Origin of the sequence: Gimesia chilikensis, from assembly GCF_007744075.1 — a bacterium.
Taxonomy (GTDB): domain Bacteria; phylum Planctomycetota; class Planctomycetia; order Planctomycetales; family Planctomycetaceae; genus Gimesia; species Gimesia chilikensis_A.
Genome location: NZ_CP036266.1, coordinates 6,452,015 through 6,471,045, shown reverse-complemented (window position 1 = coordinate 6,471,045; position 19,031 = coordinate 6,452,015). Strand labels below are relative to the sequence as shown.

Genomic DNA, 19,031 nt, shown 5'->3' with positions numbered 1-19,031 from the left:
AATTACCTCAGGCCGCTCGCATGACCCGTATCATTCGCATTGTCAGACTTGCTATGAAAAGCCTGCTGCTGCATAAGCTGCGGTCCGGCCTGACCATGCTGGGGATTGTGTTCGGCGTCTTCTCTGTGATCGCCATGCTGGCCATTGGAGAAGGTGCCAGCGCCCAGGCGCAGAAACAGGTACTTGAACTGGGGGCAACCAACGTCATCGTCCGCAGTATCAAACCACCGGACGAAGTCGCACAGACATCCAGCAGCGCCCGTGTTCTGCAATATGGCCTGTTGCGCTCTGATTACAAAATTCTGACAGAAACTCTACCCACGATTGTCAACGCGGCTCCCATCCGGGAAGTCGATCGTGAAGTGCGATTCCTCAAAGAAGCCATGAATGCCCGCGTCGTAGGTTGTACCGCTGAGTACATGGGGATGAATCACCTTGATCTGGCTGCAGGCCGTTTTCTGACTGCCAGTGATCAGAATAAACTGCTCAATGTCGCAGTGGTTGCCAACGAAGTCGCCAACAAACTCTTCAAGTATGAAAACCCGCTCGGACAATCGATTCGCATCGGTCCCATGTTCTACACCGTTGTGGGAGTGACGAAAGACCGCACCGCTTCTGCAGCCATCGGAGGCAGCCTCTCCGGGCAGGACTATAACAAAGACGTCTACATCCCTATCAAAACCCTGCAGGCGCGTGAAGGTGACCTCGATATCAAACGGCAGGCAGGCAGTATGACGGCCGAGCATATCGAATTGAATCAGATCACCCTGCGTGTAAGTGACAAAGACACAGTACTCCCCACCGCGCAGGCGATTCGGGAAACGCTGGAACAGTCACATCCCCGTAATAAAGATTACGCGGTTGTCGTGCCGCTGGAACTGCTCAAACAGGCAGAACAGATTCGTATGATTTTTAACGTCGTGCTCGGGTCCATTGCCGCCATCAGTCTGGTGGTGGGCGGCATCGGTATTATGAATATCATGCTGGCCACCGTGACCGAACGCACCCGTGAAATTGGTGTCCGCCGCGCCTTGGGGGCCCGTCAACGGGACATCATCGAACAGTTCCTTACCGAGACGATCGTACTTGCAGGATCAGGTGGTCTCATTGGCGTCGCATTTGGTCTGCTGACCCCCGTCACCTTCCTGGGCATCCAGTGGTTCGTGCAGAACTTCGTGATGGAAGGCGGCACTGCAGGTTCGGATGTGGGCCGCATGTTCTTCGACCTGCAGCCACAGATCGCCTTCTGGAGTCTGCCGGTTGCCTTTGGTATCTCGGTGACCATCGGAATTCTCTCCGGAATTTACCCTGCGATCTCCGCTGCCAAACTCGATCCGATCGAAGCACTCCGTCACGAGTAAGTCGAGCGTCCTGGTCGCAACATAATCCGTGTCAGTGGGTTATGATCAATAAGCGAATCTGGATTGGTCCGTGAAATTTGTGAGCTGGGCTGTTCCCCTCCCTGTCTGGGTCTCTACAATAAGAGTGTGCGCCTCGCGCAAGCTGATATCAGAATTGATAGACCCACCTCATAGACGCCAACCTAAACAGGAGAATCAGGCATGCCGGGAAAGCAGGCTTTTCTGAAACAATTCTACCTCCTCACCGTACTTCTTGTAGCATGGATGACTGTCTGCGGATCAGGATTGTCGACAGTCCACGCAGATGAGAAGTCGCCCGCACCAGCCAAAAAACAGACAGAAGAAAAAACAGATACAGAGTCCGGGCCGTTAATGAAAAATCCGTTCCCGAATCGTCCGCCGGCACCCAGCCTGGACGGAGGTACGGAATGGTTGAATTCTGCTGGTGAGATAACCCTCAAAGATCTGCGAGGAAAAGTCGTTCTCATCGACTTCTGGACCTACTGCTGCATCAACTGCATGCACGTGCTACCTGATCTGGCTTACCTGGAAAAGAAATATCCGAACGAACTGGTCGTTATCGGCTGTCATTCTGCAAAATTCGATAACGAAAAAGAGACCGATAACATCCGCCGGGCCATCCAGCGTTATGAAATCAAGCATCCCGTGATCAATGATTCCAACATGACCGTCTGGCGCAAGTACGGCGTACGTGCCTGGCCGTCGATGGTGCTCATCGATCCGGAAGGTAATTACTGCGGACATATTTCAGGAGAAGGCAATCGCGAACTGCTCGACAAAGTTCTGGAACAGGTCATAGCTTACCACCGTGCCAAGGGAACGCTCGATGAAACTCCCGTGCACTTCGAACTGGAATCGACCAAGCTGAAACCAACGCCTCTCAAATTTCCAGGCAAACTGCTGGCTGACGAAGCGCACAACAGACTCTTTATCTCAGACAGTAATCACAACCGCATTGTTGTCTCTTCTCTCGATGGGAAATTGCTGGATGTGATCGGCTCCGGTCAGATCGGCAATAAAGACGGTGATTATAAAACCGCGGCTTTTGATCATCCCCAGGGCATGGCCCTGGTCGGCAATACTCTCTATGTCGCCGATACCGAAAATCACCTGATTCGCAAAATTGATCTCGATCAGAAACAGGTATCGACTCTGGCGGGCACAGGGGAACAGGCCCGTACCCGTAAGCCTGGTGGTAAACTGCGAACGACAGCGCTCAACAGTCCCTGGGCACTGGCTGAGATTGATGGCACGCTCTATATCTGTATGGCGGGCCCACATCAGATCTGGTCGCACAAACTCGGCTCAGATGAAATCGGCGTCTACGCCGGCTCCGGTCGAGAAGATATCACCAACGGCCCCCTTGATACTTCCGCTTTTGCACAGACATCAGGCATCGCCGTTGATGGAGACATCTTCTATGTCGTCGACAGTGAAGGCTCTGCAGTACGCAAAGTGGACACAAAGCAGGGGACCGTCAGTACCATCGCCGGAACTTCCGATCTGGAACGTGGTCGTTCTCTGTTTGAGTTCGGAGACAAGGATGGTATCGGCGATAAGGCCCGTCTGCAGCATCCCCTGGGGGTTCTGTTCGATAACGGTCGCTTGTTTATCGCAGATACTTACAATCACAAATTGAAGACCATCGATCTTAAAACGAACGAAGTCAAAACGTTTCTGGGAACCGGCAAAGATGGCAAGAGTCTGAAGCCTGCCGAATTTTCTGAACCGTCAGGCCTGGCCAAAGTCGGAAACCGTCTGTTTGTTGCAGATACTAACAATCACCGGATCTGTGTTGTCAATCTTGATAATGATCAGGTCAGTGAATTCAAAGTGCAGGGACTGACGCCTCCGGAATTACCAAAGACTTCTGGAGACAGCTTTGCGGCGACATCGGCAGCTGCGCTGAACGCCTCTGCACAAACCGTTGCGGCAGGAAAGCCCATCAAGGTGACTGTCACTCCCAAACTCCCCACAGACTATAAGCTTTCGCCATTGGCACCTATTAAGTTTTCCTTGAAATCCGCAGATGCTTCCGGAAAAACAATCGCTACAGGGAAGGGGACGGTCAAAGGAGATCAACTGACTCTGGAACTTCCGGCTCTGGATGCTGCCTCTGGAACTTATCTATTGAATCTGCGCTTCGGCTACTGTCGCGATGGCGTAGGGGGCTTATGCAAACAGCATTCGACGCAGTGGAAGCTTCCGCTGCAGATACAGCAGGCTGGTAAAAACAGTCAGATCAGTCTTTCACTGGACCTGTCCCAGGATTAAAGATCTGCAATTTTAAATGACGACTGATAACGGTTGCTGAGCCTGCATTCTGGCGGATCAGCAACCGTTTTTTATTGAGGGTAGGTGGTATTTGAAAAACCCTGTTCGAGTAAGGCTTTTGAATCAACGGAATCGGGACAGCTTCGGGTTGGCATGGGACTTGCATTTCAAAACAGGTGCAGGGCTACCGCCCCTGTTTCGAGCTGTTTTTTTACGACAGACTGCGGTATAAATTCAGAGACTGACAGGAGAAGAATCATGTCTGAACAAGATGAAAATTACCAACTGGCGAAAGAACGGGTTGAGAAGAAAATGGGGTTCGCGATTCACGCCGGAGTCTACGTCCTCGTGAATGCTGGTCTGATTACTTTGAACCTGACTCGCTCTCCCGACAACTACTGGTTTATCTGGCCTCTGGGAGGCTGGGGGATCGGTCTGGTATTTCATGCCTTCAAGGTGTTCGGACCAGGCGGCTCAACGAGTCTAAAAGAGAAGATGATTCAGAAGGAACAGGCCCGACTCAAACAATGAGGTAAGCAGTCACAGAAAGCAGGTATTAAATGACGGCCACAGATCCGATTTGTCACATGCAGGTCGACGAATCGACCGCTCTCAACGCGACCGTGGACGACAAGACCTGGTACTTCTGCAGCCAGGGCTGCCGTGACAAATTTCTGGCGCAACACCAACATGAAGATGCTCCCGCAAAAGAGGAGTGCCACCATGAACAGCAGCCTGAATCTGAACAGAAATCGGGCTGTTGTCATCACGAAGAACACGGCGACGGCGGACATCAGCATCACGGGCAGCATCAGAAAGCTCCTGCAGAGGTTCCCGCCGGTACGATCTATTCCTGTCCCATGCATCCGGAGATTGAACAGGAAGGGCCAGGCAGTTGCCCCATCTGTGGCATGGATCTAGAACCGATCATGCCGCAACAGGAAGACTCAGCTGAGGAGGTCGCCGAATACGAGCTGATGTCCCGCCGCTTCTGGGGCGGTCTGATCCTGGGGCTTCCCGTCTTTCTGCTGGCCATGCTCCCCATGCTGGGCGTTCCCGTTCATGATTGGATATCCGCGAAAACCTCAGGCTGGATCCAGTTTCTGCTCAGTACACCGGTCGTGTTCTGGGCCGGCTGGCCTCTCTATAAGCGGGCTTATAAATCGATTGTGAGCATGAACCTGAATATGTTCACGCTCATCGGCATCGGAACGGGCACTGCTTACATTTACAGTGTGATCGCGTTACTGGCGCCGGGGATCTTTCCCGAGTCGTTTCGACAACATGGCTCGGTCGAATTATACTTCGAAGCGACCGTAGTGATTACGGTACTCGTACTGCTGGGGCAGATGCTGGAACTGCGGGCGCGGAAACGCACAAATTCCGCGATCCGGGAACTGCTGGCTCTCGCGCCTCCTACCGCGCATCTGGTCGTCGATGGAGCAGAACGCGATATTCCCCTGGAAGAAGTCGAAGCGGGAAATCTGCTGCGCGTGCGTCCCGGCGAAAAGGTGCCCGTGGATGGCATCGTCGAAGAAGGCAAGAGCCTGATCGATGAATCAATGATTACCGGCGAACCGGTTCCCGTCTCCAAGGAGCAGGGGGCCGATGTCATCGGGGGAACGGTGAACCAGACTGGATCCTTTCTGATGAAAGCCGAAAAAGTGGGCGGGGAGACTCTGCTCTCACAGATCATTCAGATGGTCTCCACTGCGCAGCGCAGTCGTGCTCCCATTCAACGCGTGGTCGATTCCGTCGCTGCGGTCTTCGTACCGGTGGTGCTGGGCACTGCCGTAATTACCTTTCTGCTCTGGAGCTGGCTGGGACCTGAACCCAGGCTGGCGTATGCGCTCATCAACGCCGTGGCTGTGTTGATCATCGCCTGTCCGTGTGCACTGGGGCTGGCAACTCCAATGTCGATCATGGTAGGCGTCGGCCGTGGGGCGAAGCAGGGGATTCTGATCAAAAACGCAGAAGTCCTGGAGACACTTCAGAAGGTCGATACCATCGTGGTCGATAAGACAGGGACACTGACCGAAGGCCAGCCCCGCTTGACTCAATGTGTGCCTGCGGGAGACCTGAACGAAGACGAGCTGTTAAAGTGGTCCGCCGCCGTGGAACAGCATAGCGAACATCCTCTTTCGCAGGCAGTCGTGCAGGCTGCGAAAGAGCGGGAGATTCAACTCGATGAAGTTCAGGATTTCGATTCCGTAACGGGAGCCGGCGTGAAAGGCAACGTCCAGGGGAAGCTGGTGTTGATCGGTAGTGCCGCGATGCTGGAAGACAATTCCATTAGCATTGATGACGCGTTGATGTCGCAGGCGAACGAGCTCCGTGAGCAGGGGCAGGGGGTTATCTTTGTTGCCATTGATGGTACTTTTGCTGGCTTTCTTTCGGTCTCAGACCCGATAAAGGAAACCACCGAACCGGCGATTCGCAAGCTGCATGAACTCGGGCTCTCAATTGTGATGGTCACCGGTGACAACGAAAAGACCGCCCGGGCAGTCGCCCGACAATTGAATATCGATGATGTCGAAGCTGGCGTCAAACCGCAGGATAAGTATGAAAAGATCAAAGCCCTGCGCAAAAAAGGTCACAAAGTGGCGATGGCCGGGGACGGCATCAACGATGCACCGGCGCTCGCGGAAGCCGATGTGGGGATCGCGATGGGAACCGGTACCGATGTCGCCATCGAAAGTGCCGAGGTCACCCTGGTGAAAGGAGATCTAAGAGGCGTCGTTGATGCCATCGACCTGAGTCGGCTCGTGATGCGGAACATCCATCAGAACCTGGTCTTCGCCTTCGGCTACAATGCGCTCGGTATTCCGATTGCCGCAGGGATCCTGGTTCCCTTCTTCGGCATCCATGCACTGCTCAGTCCGATGATTGCGGCTGCCGCGATGAGCTTCAGTTCGATCTCCGTGATCAGTAACGCACTCCGACTGCGTGCCCGGCGCTGATTTATTTCTGTGCTGCATCCTGTTTGCGCGCCTTGACGATTCGCCTGATCTCTTTCAACGCCAGCAGATGCCCGGGGTCCACCATCGTACCATGTGTGAATCCATCCAGTTCAAACAGCTGCGTCTCTTTGTGGCCGACGACCTTCATCAGACTGTTGAGGTAAGCGTTTTCTTCATAGCGCGTCGGAAATTCCAGTTCCCGGTCTCCTGTGATCAACAGGATCGGCGGTGCATCTTTGCGGGCATGGTACAGAGGAGCCATGTCATCAATGACAGGCTGGTCGCGGCCGATGCCCATTTCTTCCCGGACTGTCATATGGGTGATGCAGTGTCCGCTGTAAGGGATCAGTCCTGCGATTTGATTGGCATCAATCTCATGTGCCGCCAGCCAGCGTCGATCGAGGCCGAGCATACTGGTCAGATAGCCGCCCGCAGAATGTCCGGCCACGAAAATCAGGTTGGGATCACCACCACAGTTCTTGATGTTCTCAAAGGTCCAGGCAACCGCTGCGGCCGCATCTTCCAGGTACGCCGGCTTCTTCGCTTTGGGGAATAATCGATAGTTGACACCCACAACGGCAATACCCTGATCCCGCAGCGCTTTGGGAATCTGCTTTCCGCCCCCTTTCAAACCGCCCCCATGAAACCAGACGACCGTGGGAAAGTTTTTGATCGTCGTGGGATAGTACAGGTCAAGTTTGCAGCGTTCACGCATGTATTCATCCTGCGCGGTGTCTGCCTCAGTCCGATAAGAAATATCAGCAATCGTTTTATATTTCGGCTCGCTCTCCTGCGCTGGTGCAGGGGGGGGGCCACAGATAACCAGGAGTAGAAGCAGCAGAGGGAGAGAAAATCGCAAGTGTTGCATATCGAAACCTCAAATGATTGTTGTCTCAGTGAGAAGCTGGGGGATGTCTGTCGAGGTTAAATTATAGATTACGTGCAGCCCTGATGACAGGCTGGTAGAGCTAGTCTCATCCGTGTTGTTGAGCCATTCCATCTTCAATTCCCCTCCGATCAGAGCATTCAGTCTTGCAGCTCGTTTGAGGTATGTAATACTGGAGCTTACTATTTTCTTCGCAGGGACTGTGTGTTCTGGCTCCAATCAGGCAGTATTTTATGACCGCTATTCTGGGTATATCGGCATTCTACCACGACTCGGCAGCAGCGCTGATTGTCGATGGTGAAATTATCGCCGCGGCCCAGGAAGAGCGCTTTACTCGCGTTAAGCAGGACGCTTCTTTTCCCTCACTGGCGATCGAATATTGCCTACGCGAAGCCGGTCTTTCCGCAGACGAAATTGACTATGCAGGCTTCTATGAAAAACCGTTTCTGAAATTTGAGCGGCTGCTCGAAACCACGCTGGCTTTCGCTCCTTTTGGTTTTCGCGCGTTTCTGAATACGATTCCCAACTGGCTGCAGACCAAATTACATCTACCCCGCATCATCAAACGGGAACTGCAGGGCAAATATCAGAAACGCATCGTCTTCTGTGAGCATCACGAATCTCACACCGCCAGTGCGTTTTTCCCTTCTCCTTTTGAAGAAGCAGCGATCCTGACAGTCGACGGTGTGGGAGAGTGGGCTACCGCCGCTTATGGAGTCGGTCAAGGAAATCGAATCAAGATACAGAGCGAGCTGCATTATCCGCACTCCCCTGGCTTACTGTATTCTGCATTCACTTATTACTGTGGCTTTCGCGTCAATTCAGGGGAATATAAGCTGATGGGGCTCGCTCCATACGGAGAGCCGCGATTCGCTGATCTGATCCGGGAGAAACTGGTCGACATCAAAGCCGACGGCTCGATCCGCCTGGATCTCTCTTACTTCAACTTCTGTCATGGCCTGACAATGACCTCCACCCGGTTTCACAGACTGGTTGGTGGTCCTCCCCGTCAACCGGAAACGGAGATTACACAACAACACAAAGATCTGGCGGCTTCGATTCAGGTTGTACTCGAAGAAATCCTGCTCAGGATGGTTCAACACGTGCATATGGAGACGCAGCAGACGCGGCTCTGTATGGCTGGTGGGGTTGCATTGAACTGTGTGGCGAATGGCAGGATCCTGCGGGAAGGGCCGTTTGATGAAGTCTGGATTCAACCAGCGGCCGGCGATGCGGGAGGCGCACTTGGAGTGGCTCAATTGATCTGGCACCAGCTCTTGAATCAGCCGCGAATAACCCACACAACGGACCAGCAGCGCGGCAGTTTCCTGGGGCCGCGCTTTGGTGATGCAGCGATTCAACAGTTTCTGGATCAGCAGCAGATTACTTACCATTGTCTCTCTGACGACCAGCAGCTTTGTAGTGAAGTCGCCAGATTACTGGCGGAAGAAAAAGTCGTCGGCTGGTTCCAGGGGCGGATGGAATTCGGTCCCCGGGCACTGGGCGGACGCAGCATTGTCGCCGATCCACGCAGTGCGCAGATGCAGTCGATGTTGAACCAAAAAATCAAATATCGCGAATCGTTCCGTCCCTTTGCTCCTGCAGTCTTACGAGAGCGTGTTACCGACTACTTCGATTTTCCCGAGCGATGCGAGAGCCCGTATATGCTGCAACTGGCGCAGGTCCAGCCACAAGTCAATATCCCCGCCGTCACTCACGTCGATGGTTCGTCTCGCCTGCAGACCATTGATGCCGAGCGGCATGGTCTCTTCTATCAGTTGATCTCTGAGTTTGAAAAACTGACCGGGGTCCCCTTACTGATCAACACCAGTTTCAACGTACGCGGTGAACCTCCCGTGTGCACTCCCCAGGACGCGTGGCACTGCTTTATGTCGACCGGCCTGGACGTGCTGGTTCTCGAACATTTTGTGGTGATGAAATCGGAACAGTCAGCAGAGCAGATGCAGGCAGCCCGGAAACAGCCAGTGGGCGTGACAATTGACTGAAGATAATGATCGGATGAATAAACACCGTATGACGCTCATCGAAATCAACTGGAATCCCCACAGGCGCGAACTGCGTATGTTTGCAGTTGCGCTGGCCTGTCTGTTTATGCTGGGAGGCGCATTTTGCTTACAGCCTGGGGCACCAGGGCTTCTCTCGAGTACATTGTTCGGCGTTGCACTGGTTGTGCTATCTGTCGCCTGGCTGACACCGAACTCGATGCGGCCCGTGTATCTTTTGTGGATGCTCCTGTTTTATCCACTCCGCTGGCTGGTTTCCTGCCTGTTAATTGCTGTGGTATATTATCTCGTGATCACACCCGTGGGGTTAATTATCAGACTGTCAGGTCGAAAGCTCATCGAGAAACGCTTCGATTCCGAAACCAGCACGTACTGGAAACCCAAAACAGAAACACGTTCCCCCGAAGATTATTTTCGGCAGTTTTAATCGCGCTCAAATACTCAGGTCAGCAGATGACAGATTCAGACTCAACAGAACCCGCAGCCGATGAGAAAACGCAGGCGGAATTTCAAACGCAGTCCGAACAGCCCGCGCCCGGGATTGTCGTCGAGTTCTGGGACTTTCTCTGTCACAACAAAAAGTGGTGGCTCGCGCCGATCATCATCGCGCTGCTGTTGATTGGACTGCTGGTCTTCATCAGCGGCAGCGGACTGGCACCGTTCATCTATCCGATTTAAATCGAGAGGGTGTGTGTCAGCGTTCAGGATGCATCGCGGCGTGCTTTCAGCTCGGGATAGTTTTCATCCGTATCACCCACCTCAGTTTTTAACTGATCGAGCTGTAGTTTCAGCTGTTTGACCGTTGACTGATATTGAGGATCCGCGATCACATTTTGCATTTCATGAGGGTCGTTTCGCAGATCGTAGAGTTCCCAGTATGCTTCGGTGGGCTGCTTCACAGAACCGGGGGCATCCAGCGGTAATCCATAAAAGAAAATCAACTTAAAGTCCTGCGTGCGAATTCCGTAATGGGCCGGGTTATCATGGTGAGCCATGTGCATCCAGTAACGATAGTAAGAGGCCTGCTTCCAGTCGGCGGGAGGCTGCTCACCTTTGAGAATCCGCAGAAAGGAACGTCCCTGCATGAAATCCGGTTTTTCCACATTCGCCATCGCCAGCAGTGTGGGAGCAAAATCGACGTTATTGATGATCGCATCGCTGGTCGATCCCGCTTTGATCCATTTCGGGTAGCGGACAATGAACGGCATGCGCAGCGACTCTTCATACATCCACCGCTTGTCAATATAGTCGTGCTCGCCCAGCATGAAACCCTGATCAGCCGTGTAAACAATGATCGTATTATCCAACTCCCCCGTCTGTTCCAGGTGATCGAGCAGTCGCTTGATATTGTCATCGACTCCCCGGACACAACGGAGAAACTTTTTCAGATAACGCTGGTAGGCTTCACGTGTGTATTTTTCCTCTGAGAGGCTTGGATCCACAAACATGTGATGTCCCATATTCCGCCGTTCATTGCGAGGGCCGACGGAAGTCCCATAAAGGGGTTTGTTTAACGGGCCATGCTGGCCGCGTTGCCAGAGGGAAGCCGGTTCAGGGATCGTGGCATCCTGGTACAGCCAGTCATAACGCTCTGCATTCTCAAAATTATCGTGAGGGGCTTTGAAGTGATGCATCAGAAAGAATGGCTTCTGTTTCTGTTCGCGGTTTTTGAGCCATTTCAGCGAGATATCCGTGATTGCATCCGACGAATGTTTCGAGTCATATCCGGCCACTCGAAATTCGTTTTTCGGCCAGGGCTGAGGACCGCGGACACGAAACAGGGGATTGAAATAATTTCCCTGTCCGGGCAGTACCGTATAAAAATCAAAGGCCGCGGGCTCTTTCTTTAAATGCCATTTGCCGACCATCGCCGTTTCGTATCCTGCCTGCTTCATGAGCCGTGCCAGATGCTGCTTTTCTGGTGGGATTGCACCGTTCAGCGTCGTGACGCCATTCACATGCGAATATTGACCGGTCATGATCGTAGCCCGACTGGGCGTACAGATTGAATTAGTACAGAAAACATTTTTGAGCAGGATTCCTTCCTGCGCAATCCGGTCCAGAGTCGGCGTGGGATTCAACTCAGCCAGTCGACTGCCATAAGCGCCAATCGCATGGGCGGCATGATCGTCGGACATGATATACAGGATGTTGGGTTGTTCTTCGGCACCCTGCAACTGGGGCAGGACCGTCAGACAACTGAGGACGCAGCAGAACATCAGACAGTAAGAGCGCGGCTGGTGCATGTTCATTCTCGCGGTGTTAAGGGGTTTCGGATCTCTCCTGATCTAAGGCGGATTCCCATAAACTGTTTGCAGTGGGTAGACCAAAAGCATAGACTTGAGATTATATCAGGCGCCTCTGCCCGGGGATATTCCGTATCTCGAATTCAGGGGGTCTGCGTCCGGATTCTGCACCCCTTTTTTTATCCTCGCCCCTGGATTTGACAACATGAGAACTTTCTACAACCGCAGTCTGGCAGGACTGCTGCTGGTACTCTGCCTCGGTTCCCCTGCTGCTCTGTCTGCCGCTCAGCATACCAATGTGATTCTGATCATGACCGATGATCAGGGGGGCTGGGACTATGGATTTCTGGGAAATAAAATTCTCAATACCCCTAACCTCGATAAGATGGCAGCCGGCGGCGCGCGGATGAGCCGTTTTTATGTGAGTCCCGTCTGTACGCCGACTCGGGCCAACCTGATGACGGGCCGCTATAACTATCGCACCCGTGCTATCGATACTTACATTGGACGAGCCATGCTGGAGCCGGAAGAGGTCACCATCGCCGAGGTGTTGAAACCCGCAGGCTACCGAACCGGAATTTTCGGTAAATGGCATCTGGGAGACAGCTATCCCATGCGGCCCCAGGACCAGGGCTTCCAGGAAGTGCTCGTCCATCGTGGCGGCGGCATTGGTCAGCCCAGCGATCCACCTGAAGGAGCAGGCAAATACACCGATCCGGTTTTGTTTCATAACGGCGAAAAAAAACAGATGAAAGGTTATTGCACCGATATCTATTTCGACCATGCCATGAAATTCATCGAGCAGAACGAGGCGGATAACAGGCCCACTTTTATCTATCTGGCTACGAACGCGCCCCACGGCCCTTTCGATGACGTTCCCGAAGGGCTGCGAGAGAAGTACAAAGCGATGGATCTCAAAGACGCGTACGGTTATACCCTGAATCCCAAACGGAAAAATGAAAAGCTGTTCGATAAAACGTCACGCGTATTCTCGATGATCGAAAATATCGATCAGAATATCGGACGCCTGTTTGCCCGTTTGAAGGAGATCGGCGCCTATGACAATACACTGGTGTTGTTCCTCAACGATAACGGTCCCAATGGTCCACGGTATGTCGGTCCGCACCAGGGGGCGAAAGGAAGTGTCAATGAAGGGGGCATACGTTCTCCGCTGCTGGCACACTGGCCCGCTCAACTCACGCCGGGAACCGTCAATGGTCGGATTGCAGCCCACTACGATATCTTCCCCACGATCCTGGCAGCAACTGGCGTTTCCAAACCGGAAGCATTGAAACTGGACGGAAAAAACATTCTGCCGCTGCTCAAAAATGAAGCGGAAAACTGGCCTGAGCGGGCGTTGTTCCTGCAGTGGCATCGAGGTGATGAACCGACGCCGCGGACGAATGCCGCAGTCGTGACACAGAATTACAAGATGACTTTTTCCAAACCGGATGTGCCCGGCAAACTGTTTCAGCTGAGCGACGATCCGGGTGAGCGTCAAGATCTGGCACAGACGAAACCCGCGGTCGCCAAACGGCTGACAAAACAGTATGACCAGTGGTTTGCCGATGTGAGTCATACCCGGCCCGATAATTACGCTCCGCCGCGCATTCATGTCGGGAATCCCAAAGAAACGACAACGGTTCTGACACGTCAGGACTGGCGCTACAACGGCCCCAAGGGAAAAGGCTGGACGCGCGACGCCCGCGGGGTCTGGCTGATTACAGTGGAAGAAGATGGCACCTATGACCTCAAGGTACAGTTCTCAAAGTCGCAGCCACCCATGCAGGCCGAGTTAACGATGAAGGTCGGAAATGACCTCTTTCATTCGGTCGTCCCCGCAGACCAGTCCGAACATGTTTTCAAAAATGTCACCCTGCACAAAGGGGATCAGACGGTCGATGTCAAAATCGTCGAGGGCGATGTCGAACGCGGTCCTATGATGGTCTATCTCATCCAGAAATCGACAGGAAATCCCGCACAGTAACTGCCTCAGAATACTCTTTCAGAAGCGTCAGTACAGGCACCTGGATTCTCGCGGAAACTGTAAAAGATTGCTCAACTGGAATGGTCTTGAGTCAGGATACCATTTACTATAAATAAGGAATCTTAAATTATAGATGCACTGCTCCAGAGTGAATCGAATTACAATAAACGGCTGAAATCTCCAGCGGATTCAGGCCAGAAGCGTATGAAGTCTGGGGCAGACCTGGTGCGAACCGGGAGAATTGACTTTTGAACGTCAATTAATCATCACTCCACAGGCCGAGACGAACCGCGGCCTTCCTCTGTTTATGGGACTGATTAATGCAAAAGAATTCAAACTTCAGCCGTCGTGAGTTTCTGAAAAGCACGACTGCCGGCGCCGCTGCAATTTCTACAGGACTCTGGACGGGGCTGGCTCCCGCTGCTTCGAAGTCCGCGAATGAAAAACTGAATATCGCCTGTATCGGGACTGCAAACCGCGCTGCAGCCGATGTCGCGGGTGTCAAAAGTGAGAACATCGTCGCCCTGGTAGACGTTGACCAGAATTACCTCGATCGAGCAGGATCCAGCTTACCGGATGCCCGTCGCTATGCAGACTACCGCGAGATGCTGGAAAGCGAAGATGGAAAGATTGACGCCGTCGTCATCGGCACCACCGACCATCATCACGCCCCCGCCACGATTCGTGCTATTCGCAAAGGACTTCACGTTTACTGTGAAAAACCGCTGACGCACACCGTACAGGAAGCACGTATCATCGCTGAAGAGGCGAAGAAGCACGGCGTTGCCACACAGCTGGGAACTCAGATTCACGCCGGCGATAATTACCGTCGCGTTGTTGAGATTGTACGATCCGGAGTTCTGGGCGATATCGGTGAAGTTCACGTCTGGGTTGGAAAAGGCTGGGGCGGCGGCGATCTACCGACTGAAACTCAGGATCCACCAAAGAATCTGAACTGGGATCTCTGGCTCGGTCCTGCACCTGAGCGTCCCTATGCCGCCGGTCGTTATCATCCCGCACAGTGGCGTCGCTGGTGGCAGTTCGGCCAGGGGACTCTGGGTGACATGGCCTGCCATTACATGGACCTCCCCTTCTGGGCACTTGACCTGCGTCATCCGACGCACTGTGAAGCCGAAGGCCCCGAAGTCCATCCCGAAGCCTGTCCACACGGTTTGACCGTTCGTTACCAGTTCCCCAAACGGGGTAGCCTGGTACCCGTCAACCTGACCTGGTACGACGGAAACATGATTCCCAAGAAAGTCGCCGGTCAGCGTGTACCGGGAAGCGGTGTGATGTTTGTTGGAACTGAGGGATCCATGTTTGCCAACTATGGCAGCTATAAACTGTTCCCGAAAGAAAAGTTCGGCGACTTCAAACCACCGAAAGAGTCTATTCCGAATTCAATCGGTCATCACGCCGAATGGATCAAGGCCTGCAAGGATGGTTCTCCCACCACGTGCAACTTTGATTATTCTGGTGCCCTGACTGAAGCGGTTCTGCTGGGCAATGTGGCTTATCGTTCTCAGTGTGCCCTGGATTGGGATGCAGCGAACCTCAAAGCAACGAACTGTCCTGCAGCCGACAAGTTCATCTCGAAAGAATACCGCGACGGCTGGGAAGTCGTTTAATCCCTCGGTCAGCGCAAAGACAGGCCCGGCTTCCCAATTGGGAAGCCGGGCTTTTTTTACAGATTGAATTACTCGCCGGGAATGTATTTCAGCTGAATTTTGGTATTCGGCAGTTTCTTTTTCAGCTCTTGGACGCCTGCTTCAGAGACCGCCGTCCGGGTGACCGTCAGCTCTTTGAGGCTGGTAAGTCCTTCCAGTGCCGGTAATCCTGCATCAGACACGGGGGTGGAACCCAGGTGCAGAAATTCGAGCTGATGCATGTCTTTGAGGTATTTCAGCCCGGCATCGGTGACCTGTGTGTTGTCCAGGTTGAGCCACTTCATTTTGGTCAGCCCCTGTAACGGCTTGATGCCCTCGTCGGTCAGCGCGACGCGCCAGAGATTCAGTTTCTGCATTTCTTTCAGACCCGAGAGGTGCTGCATACCGGGGTCGGAGAGCAGGCTGTTCTCGCTCAGGTCCAGTTCAACCAGCTGTGGAATTTTCGCGAGGGCCGCCAGTCCTTCGTTGGAGATCTGATTTTGTGCCAGGCGGATTTTTTTCAGCTTGGGAAACGTGGTGAGTGTCTGCAGCGCTTTATCATCAATCAGTGTTTTCGCGAGGTAGATTTCTTCCAGTTTCTGGAGATCTTTCAACTGGGTCAGCCCATCATCGCTGACCCAGAGGAAGTCGAGCATCAGCGCTTTGAGGTTGGTCAGTTTGTTAATGTTCGGCATGGCTTCATCATCGATATCTTCATTACCCGACAGACGCAGTGCCTTGAGCTTGGAGAGCCCCGTCAGGTAAGTGATCGACTTATTGGTTAATGAGCAGTCACGTGCATCCAGATTTTCCAGTGATTTGACCTGTCCCACGAGTTCGAGGACCGCATCATTCAACGGTGTTTCATTGAACAGCAGCGATCGCAGTCGCGTCAACTGGGTGATCGCCTCAAGCGTTTTGGCATCATCGATCACAGTGCCGCGCAGATTGACCTCGATGACATAGCCGTCTTTATCCAGTTTCAGTTTCGCACCAGCGGCTTTGAGGGATTCAGCCGCTTTGAGCTCACTCTCGGGAACGCTGGCTTCTGGTGTCTCTTGAGTCGCCTGTTCGGTTTGTGCTGTTTCTTGGGAGGCCGGCTTCTCGACTTCTCCCTGTTTCGCACAACCGTTAATCAGGGTAAGGCAGCAAACGAGAATCATCGCTTCTCGAATTGGTTTCATGGTTTGATCCTTCAAGCATAAGTAGCAAAAAAAGTCTTCTGACCCTAAGCATACCGACTCTCAGGAAGACTCAAAACCGATGGCAAGACAGCATTTCCGTTTTTTGTGCAAATCTGGAGCAGGTACAAGACTCTGGTGAGGCTTCACACTACCGGGCGGGATTGAATTTCAAAGCATAGAGGTCGGCATCGTGCATCACAAAGCGCAGACGGACCGGCTTTCCCGAGAGGGAGGAAACATCAGTCCCCTCCTTCCAACGCACGGTACGGGCAATATGGTCGCCATAAATTGGTTCGCAGTCGGCCAGCGTGAAGCCGGGCTGGGGATTTCCTTGAGCATCCTGGATTTCCACCTGAATCTGTCCGGCAGCACTGGTTGAATAATTGATCTCCAGTTCGTTACCTGTGAAGGTCAGCGGTTTGGTGATCAGCGTCCCACCTTCCAGCGGGGCATTCACGGAGGCGACACCGTCCAGTCTAAGTGTATAACGTCGGCCCCCTGTCAGGAACAGTGACATCTCTGCAGGGCCGGTCTGATGAATGCCGATAGCGGCGTAGTTCGCACGGTTCGCCCAGCCATCCTGACCAATCCCGGGACGAATGAATGACTGGGTGAATTCCCGATCGAAGGGAGCGGAACCACGGGCACTCATAAAGAGAATGTCGGTTGCAGAACCCCGTTTGGCCATGAAGCGGGTGGGGAGCGCGAAGTAAATGTGCGGCGCACGAAAGTAGGGCTGCGTGCAGGGGGTATAGAGATGTTCGTTGGGAAGATTGGCGTACATTTCCTGGAAGGGAGTCCAGTGAATGAAATCCTGCGATGTCGTGCGGGCAATACCACGATAACCTTTGATGAACCGTCTGAAATAACAGACGTACGCCTGCTCGCTCTCAGACCAGAAAGCGTAGTTCTGTGAATCGAAGTACTTGCCCCACGCTTCGGGAATCACCGGTTCCGCCTGCAGCGGTTTCCAGTGAATTCCATCCGGAGAGACAAACGCTTTCAGGCCTCCCGGTCCCCGGCGTTTGCGGACTTCGAGATGCTGATTCGGCTGATAAGCGAGCCCACCCAGCGCCTTATATTTTTCGGTCTCAGGTACGCCGGGTCGGGTATCGATGAAGGGAGTGAAGTTGTGATTCACCAGAAATTCATTCATCAGGACCACGTTACCTGCAGGGAAGGTGGGATGATCCGGGTAGATGTCCAGGTCTGGCAGGGTCCAGTGAATCCCATCCTTACTTTCCGCATACAGCGTGACTTCGCCGTCATGATATTGTTCCCAGCCTTTTTTCCAGTGATTGCCCGGTTGGGTATCGCCCCGATAATAAAACTGAAATTGATCATCTGCTTTGAGAACCGTTGCATAATGACCGTGCGGACGTGGCGGATCAACTGCCGGCTTGAGCTGTGGTGTATGCAGCTTGAGTTCTGTGTCGATCAACTCACCGACCAGAAAGCGATCGACAAACAGTTCCCGGCGGGAACCAATCTCGCGAACCGGCTCTTGAGCGAAAACAGCAGACCAGGCAGGAAGCAGCAAAACAGCACACAGGCAGAGGATCTTCATGGTGGCGGACCTCGTCTCTGGTTGGGCAGAATGAATTTATTCGAAGGAATCGTCAGACGGGGATGCATCTGAAACTTCGAGTGTATTCAGCATCGAATGAATCGGTTTCAGATGCGCTGTCAGACTCTGGATGGTTAAATTGCAGTCGCGATCTCGGAGCGCATCAACGACGGCCTGGTGTTCGTCTACCATCTGGAATGTCGGTAACGGGAAGAAGTCGATTCCCTGTTGAAAATACTTCATCAATACCTGGTGGAACTGTGTGATCAGTTCCTGGTTAGCAGCCTGCAGGAGGGCTTCGTGGAACAGCAGATCTTTTTCGACAAACTTTTTCAGGAGCAGTCCGTCTGACAGCTGATCGTTCTCCAGCAGCAGATGTTGCTCGTCAACAATCTCCTGCAGTCGATCCAGTTGCAATTCTGTGATATTCTGAATTACCATCGGAATGGAACCGAGCTCGATCACCACGCGCAACTGGGCCACTTCCCGCCAGCCTTTTTCACACGTTGTCTGAGGAACCAGAACTTTGCGCAAGACTGATTGAATATCTCCCTCTGCCACGGAAAGGCCCACCTTGGGGCGACCGGTGATGACTCCCAGTCCGCGTAAGTTTCCGACAGCTTCACGAATCACTGAGCGAGACACGCCGAATTCTTCAGTCAGCTTTTCGACAGTTCCCAGATAACTGCCGGGGACCAGCTTCTCTCTCTGGATGCGGAGGCAGATTTGTTCTGCGATTTCTGAGCTTTTGGGAAAAGAGGTTGCCCAGCTATCAGAGTTCAATAGGTCAGTCGGATCTGGCATGTTTCACTTCTCAAGGTTCAACGGGGAGTGAAAGGCTCTGGTGGGGCACAATTGAGTGAGCGTCATCGAGT

At 53.2% G+C, this 19,031-nt stretch carries 14 protein-coding genes; 9 read left to right on the top strand and 5 right to left on the bottom strand.

Annotated elements, in window-relative coordinates; genetic code table 11:
- Positions 1-20: 20 nt before the first annotated feature.
- The 4 genes from HG66A1_RS24305 to HG66A1_RS24290 all read left to right on the top strand — a co-directional run bounded on the left by HG66A1_RS24305 (position 21) and on the right by HG66A1_RS24290 (position 6,616).
- Positions 21-1,361: an ABC transporter permease gene (locus HG66A1_RS24305; RefSeq protein WP_145190258.1), complete on the top strand. Its 1,341-nt coding sequence runs from the start codon at positions 21-23 to the stop codon at positions 1,359-1,361.
- Between the two features lie 372 nt (positions 1,362-1,733).
- Positions 1,734-3,656: a thioredoxin-like domain-containing protein gene (locus HG66A1_RS24300; RefSeq protein ID WP_232106665.1), complete on the top strand. Its 1,923-nt coding sequence runs from the start codon at positions 1,734-1,736 to the stop codon at positions 3,654-3,656.
- Between the two features lie 258 nt (positions 3,657-3,914).
- Positions 3,915-4,187 carry a 2TM domain-containing protein gene (locus HG66A1_RS24295; RefSeq protein ID WP_145190255.1) on the top strand — a complete coding sequence of 91 codons (273 nt, stop codon included), beginning with the start codon at positions 3,915-3,917 and terminating at the stop codon, positions 4,185-4,187.
- 29 nt (positions 4,188-4,216) lie between these two features.
- Positions 4,217-6,616: a heavy metal translocating P-type ATPase gene (locus HG66A1_RS24290; protein ID WP_145190252.1), complete on the top strand. Its 2,400-nt coding sequence runs from the start codon at positions 4,217-4,219 to the stop codon at positions 6,614-6,616.
- A gap of 1 nt (position 6,617) precedes the next feature.
- Here the strand turns inward: HG66A1_RS24290 and HG66A1_RS24285 are convergent, their stop codons facing one another.
- Positions 6,618-7,484, bottom strand: coding sequence for an alpha/beta hydrolase (locus tag HG66A1_RS24285; RefSeq protein WP_145190249.1), 867 nt, complete (start codon positions 7,482-7,484; stop codon positions 6,618-6,620).
- Between the two features lie 251 nt (positions 7,485-7,735).
- On the opposite strand from HG66A1_RS24285, the gene HG66A1_RS24280 reads away from it, so the two are divergent.
- Genes HG66A1_RS24280 through HG66A1_RS24270 form a run of 3 tightly spaced genes read left to right on the top strand, consistent with a single transcriptional unit; the run spans position 7,736 to position 10,204 of the window.
- Entirely contained in the window at positions 7,736-9,508 is a 1,773-nt protein-coding gene (locus tag HG66A1_RS24280; protein ID WP_145190247.1) for a carbamoyltransferase, read from the top strand.
- 13 nt (positions 9,509-9,521) lie between these two features.
- A complete protein-coding gene (locus HG66A1_RS24275) occupies positions 9,522-9,953 on the top strand; it encodes an SxtJ family membrane protein (protein WP_145190245.1) in 432 nt (143 codons plus the stop codon).
- 26 nt (positions 9,954-9,979) lie between these two features.
- Positions 9,980-10,204 carry a DUF5989 family protein gene (locus HG66A1_RS24270; protein WP_145190241.1) on the top strand — a complete coding sequence of 75 codons (225 nt, stop codon included), beginning with the start codon at positions 9,980-9,982 and terminating at the stop codon, positions 10,202-10,204.
- Between the two features lie 23 nt (positions 10,205-10,227).
- On the opposite strand, the gene HG66A1_RS24265 is transcribed toward HG66A1_RS24270, so the two are convergent.
- A complete protein-coding gene (locus HG66A1_RS24265; protein ID WP_232106663.1) occupies positions 10,228-11,772 on the bottom strand; it encodes a sulfatase in 1,545 nt (514 codons plus the stop codon).
- 205 nt (positions 11,773-11,977) lie between these two features.
- Between HG66A1_RS24265 and HG66A1_RS24260 the strand changes: the two genes are divergently transcribed.
- Together HG66A1_RS24260 and HG66A1_RS24255 are read left to right on the top strand one after the other, a co-directional pair.
- Positions 11,978-13,759: an arylsulfatase gene (locus tag HG66A1_RS24260; protein WP_145190238.1), complete on the top strand. Its 1,782-nt coding sequence runs from the start codon at positions 11,978-11,980 to the stop codon at positions 13,757-13,759.
- 320 nt (positions 13,760-14,079) lie between these two features.
- Entirely contained in the window at positions 14,080-15,387 is a 1,308-nt protein-coding gene (locus tag HG66A1_RS24255; protein WP_145190235.1) for a Gfo/Idh/MocA family oxidoreductase, read from the top strand.
- Between the two features lie 68 nt (positions 15,388-15,455).
- Here HG66A1_RS24255 and HG66A1_RS24250 read toward each other — a convergent pair whose 3' ends face one another.
- The 3 genes from HG66A1_RS24250 to HG66A1_RS24240 all read right to left on the bottom strand — a co-directional run bounded on the left by HG66A1_RS24250 (position 15,456) and on the right by HG66A1_RS24240 (position 18,960).
- Positions 15,456-16,589, bottom strand: coding sequence for a leucine-rich repeat domain-containing protein (locus HG66A1_RS24250; RefSeq protein ID WP_145190232.1), 1,134 nt, complete (start codon positions 16,587-16,589; stop codon positions 15,456-15,458).
- A gap of 148 nt (positions 16,590-16,737) precedes the next feature.
- Entirely contained in the window at positions 16,738-18,156 is a 1,419-nt protein-coding gene (locus HG66A1_RS24245; protein ID WP_145190229.1) for a hypothetical protein, read from the bottom strand.
- 36 nt (positions 18,157-18,192) lie between these two features.
- Entirely contained in the window at positions 18,193-18,960 is a 768-nt protein-coding gene (locus tag HG66A1_RS24240) for a FadR/GntR family transcriptional regulator (RefSeq protein ID WP_145190227.1), read from the bottom strand.
- Positions 18,961-19,031 lie beyond the last annotated feature (71 nt).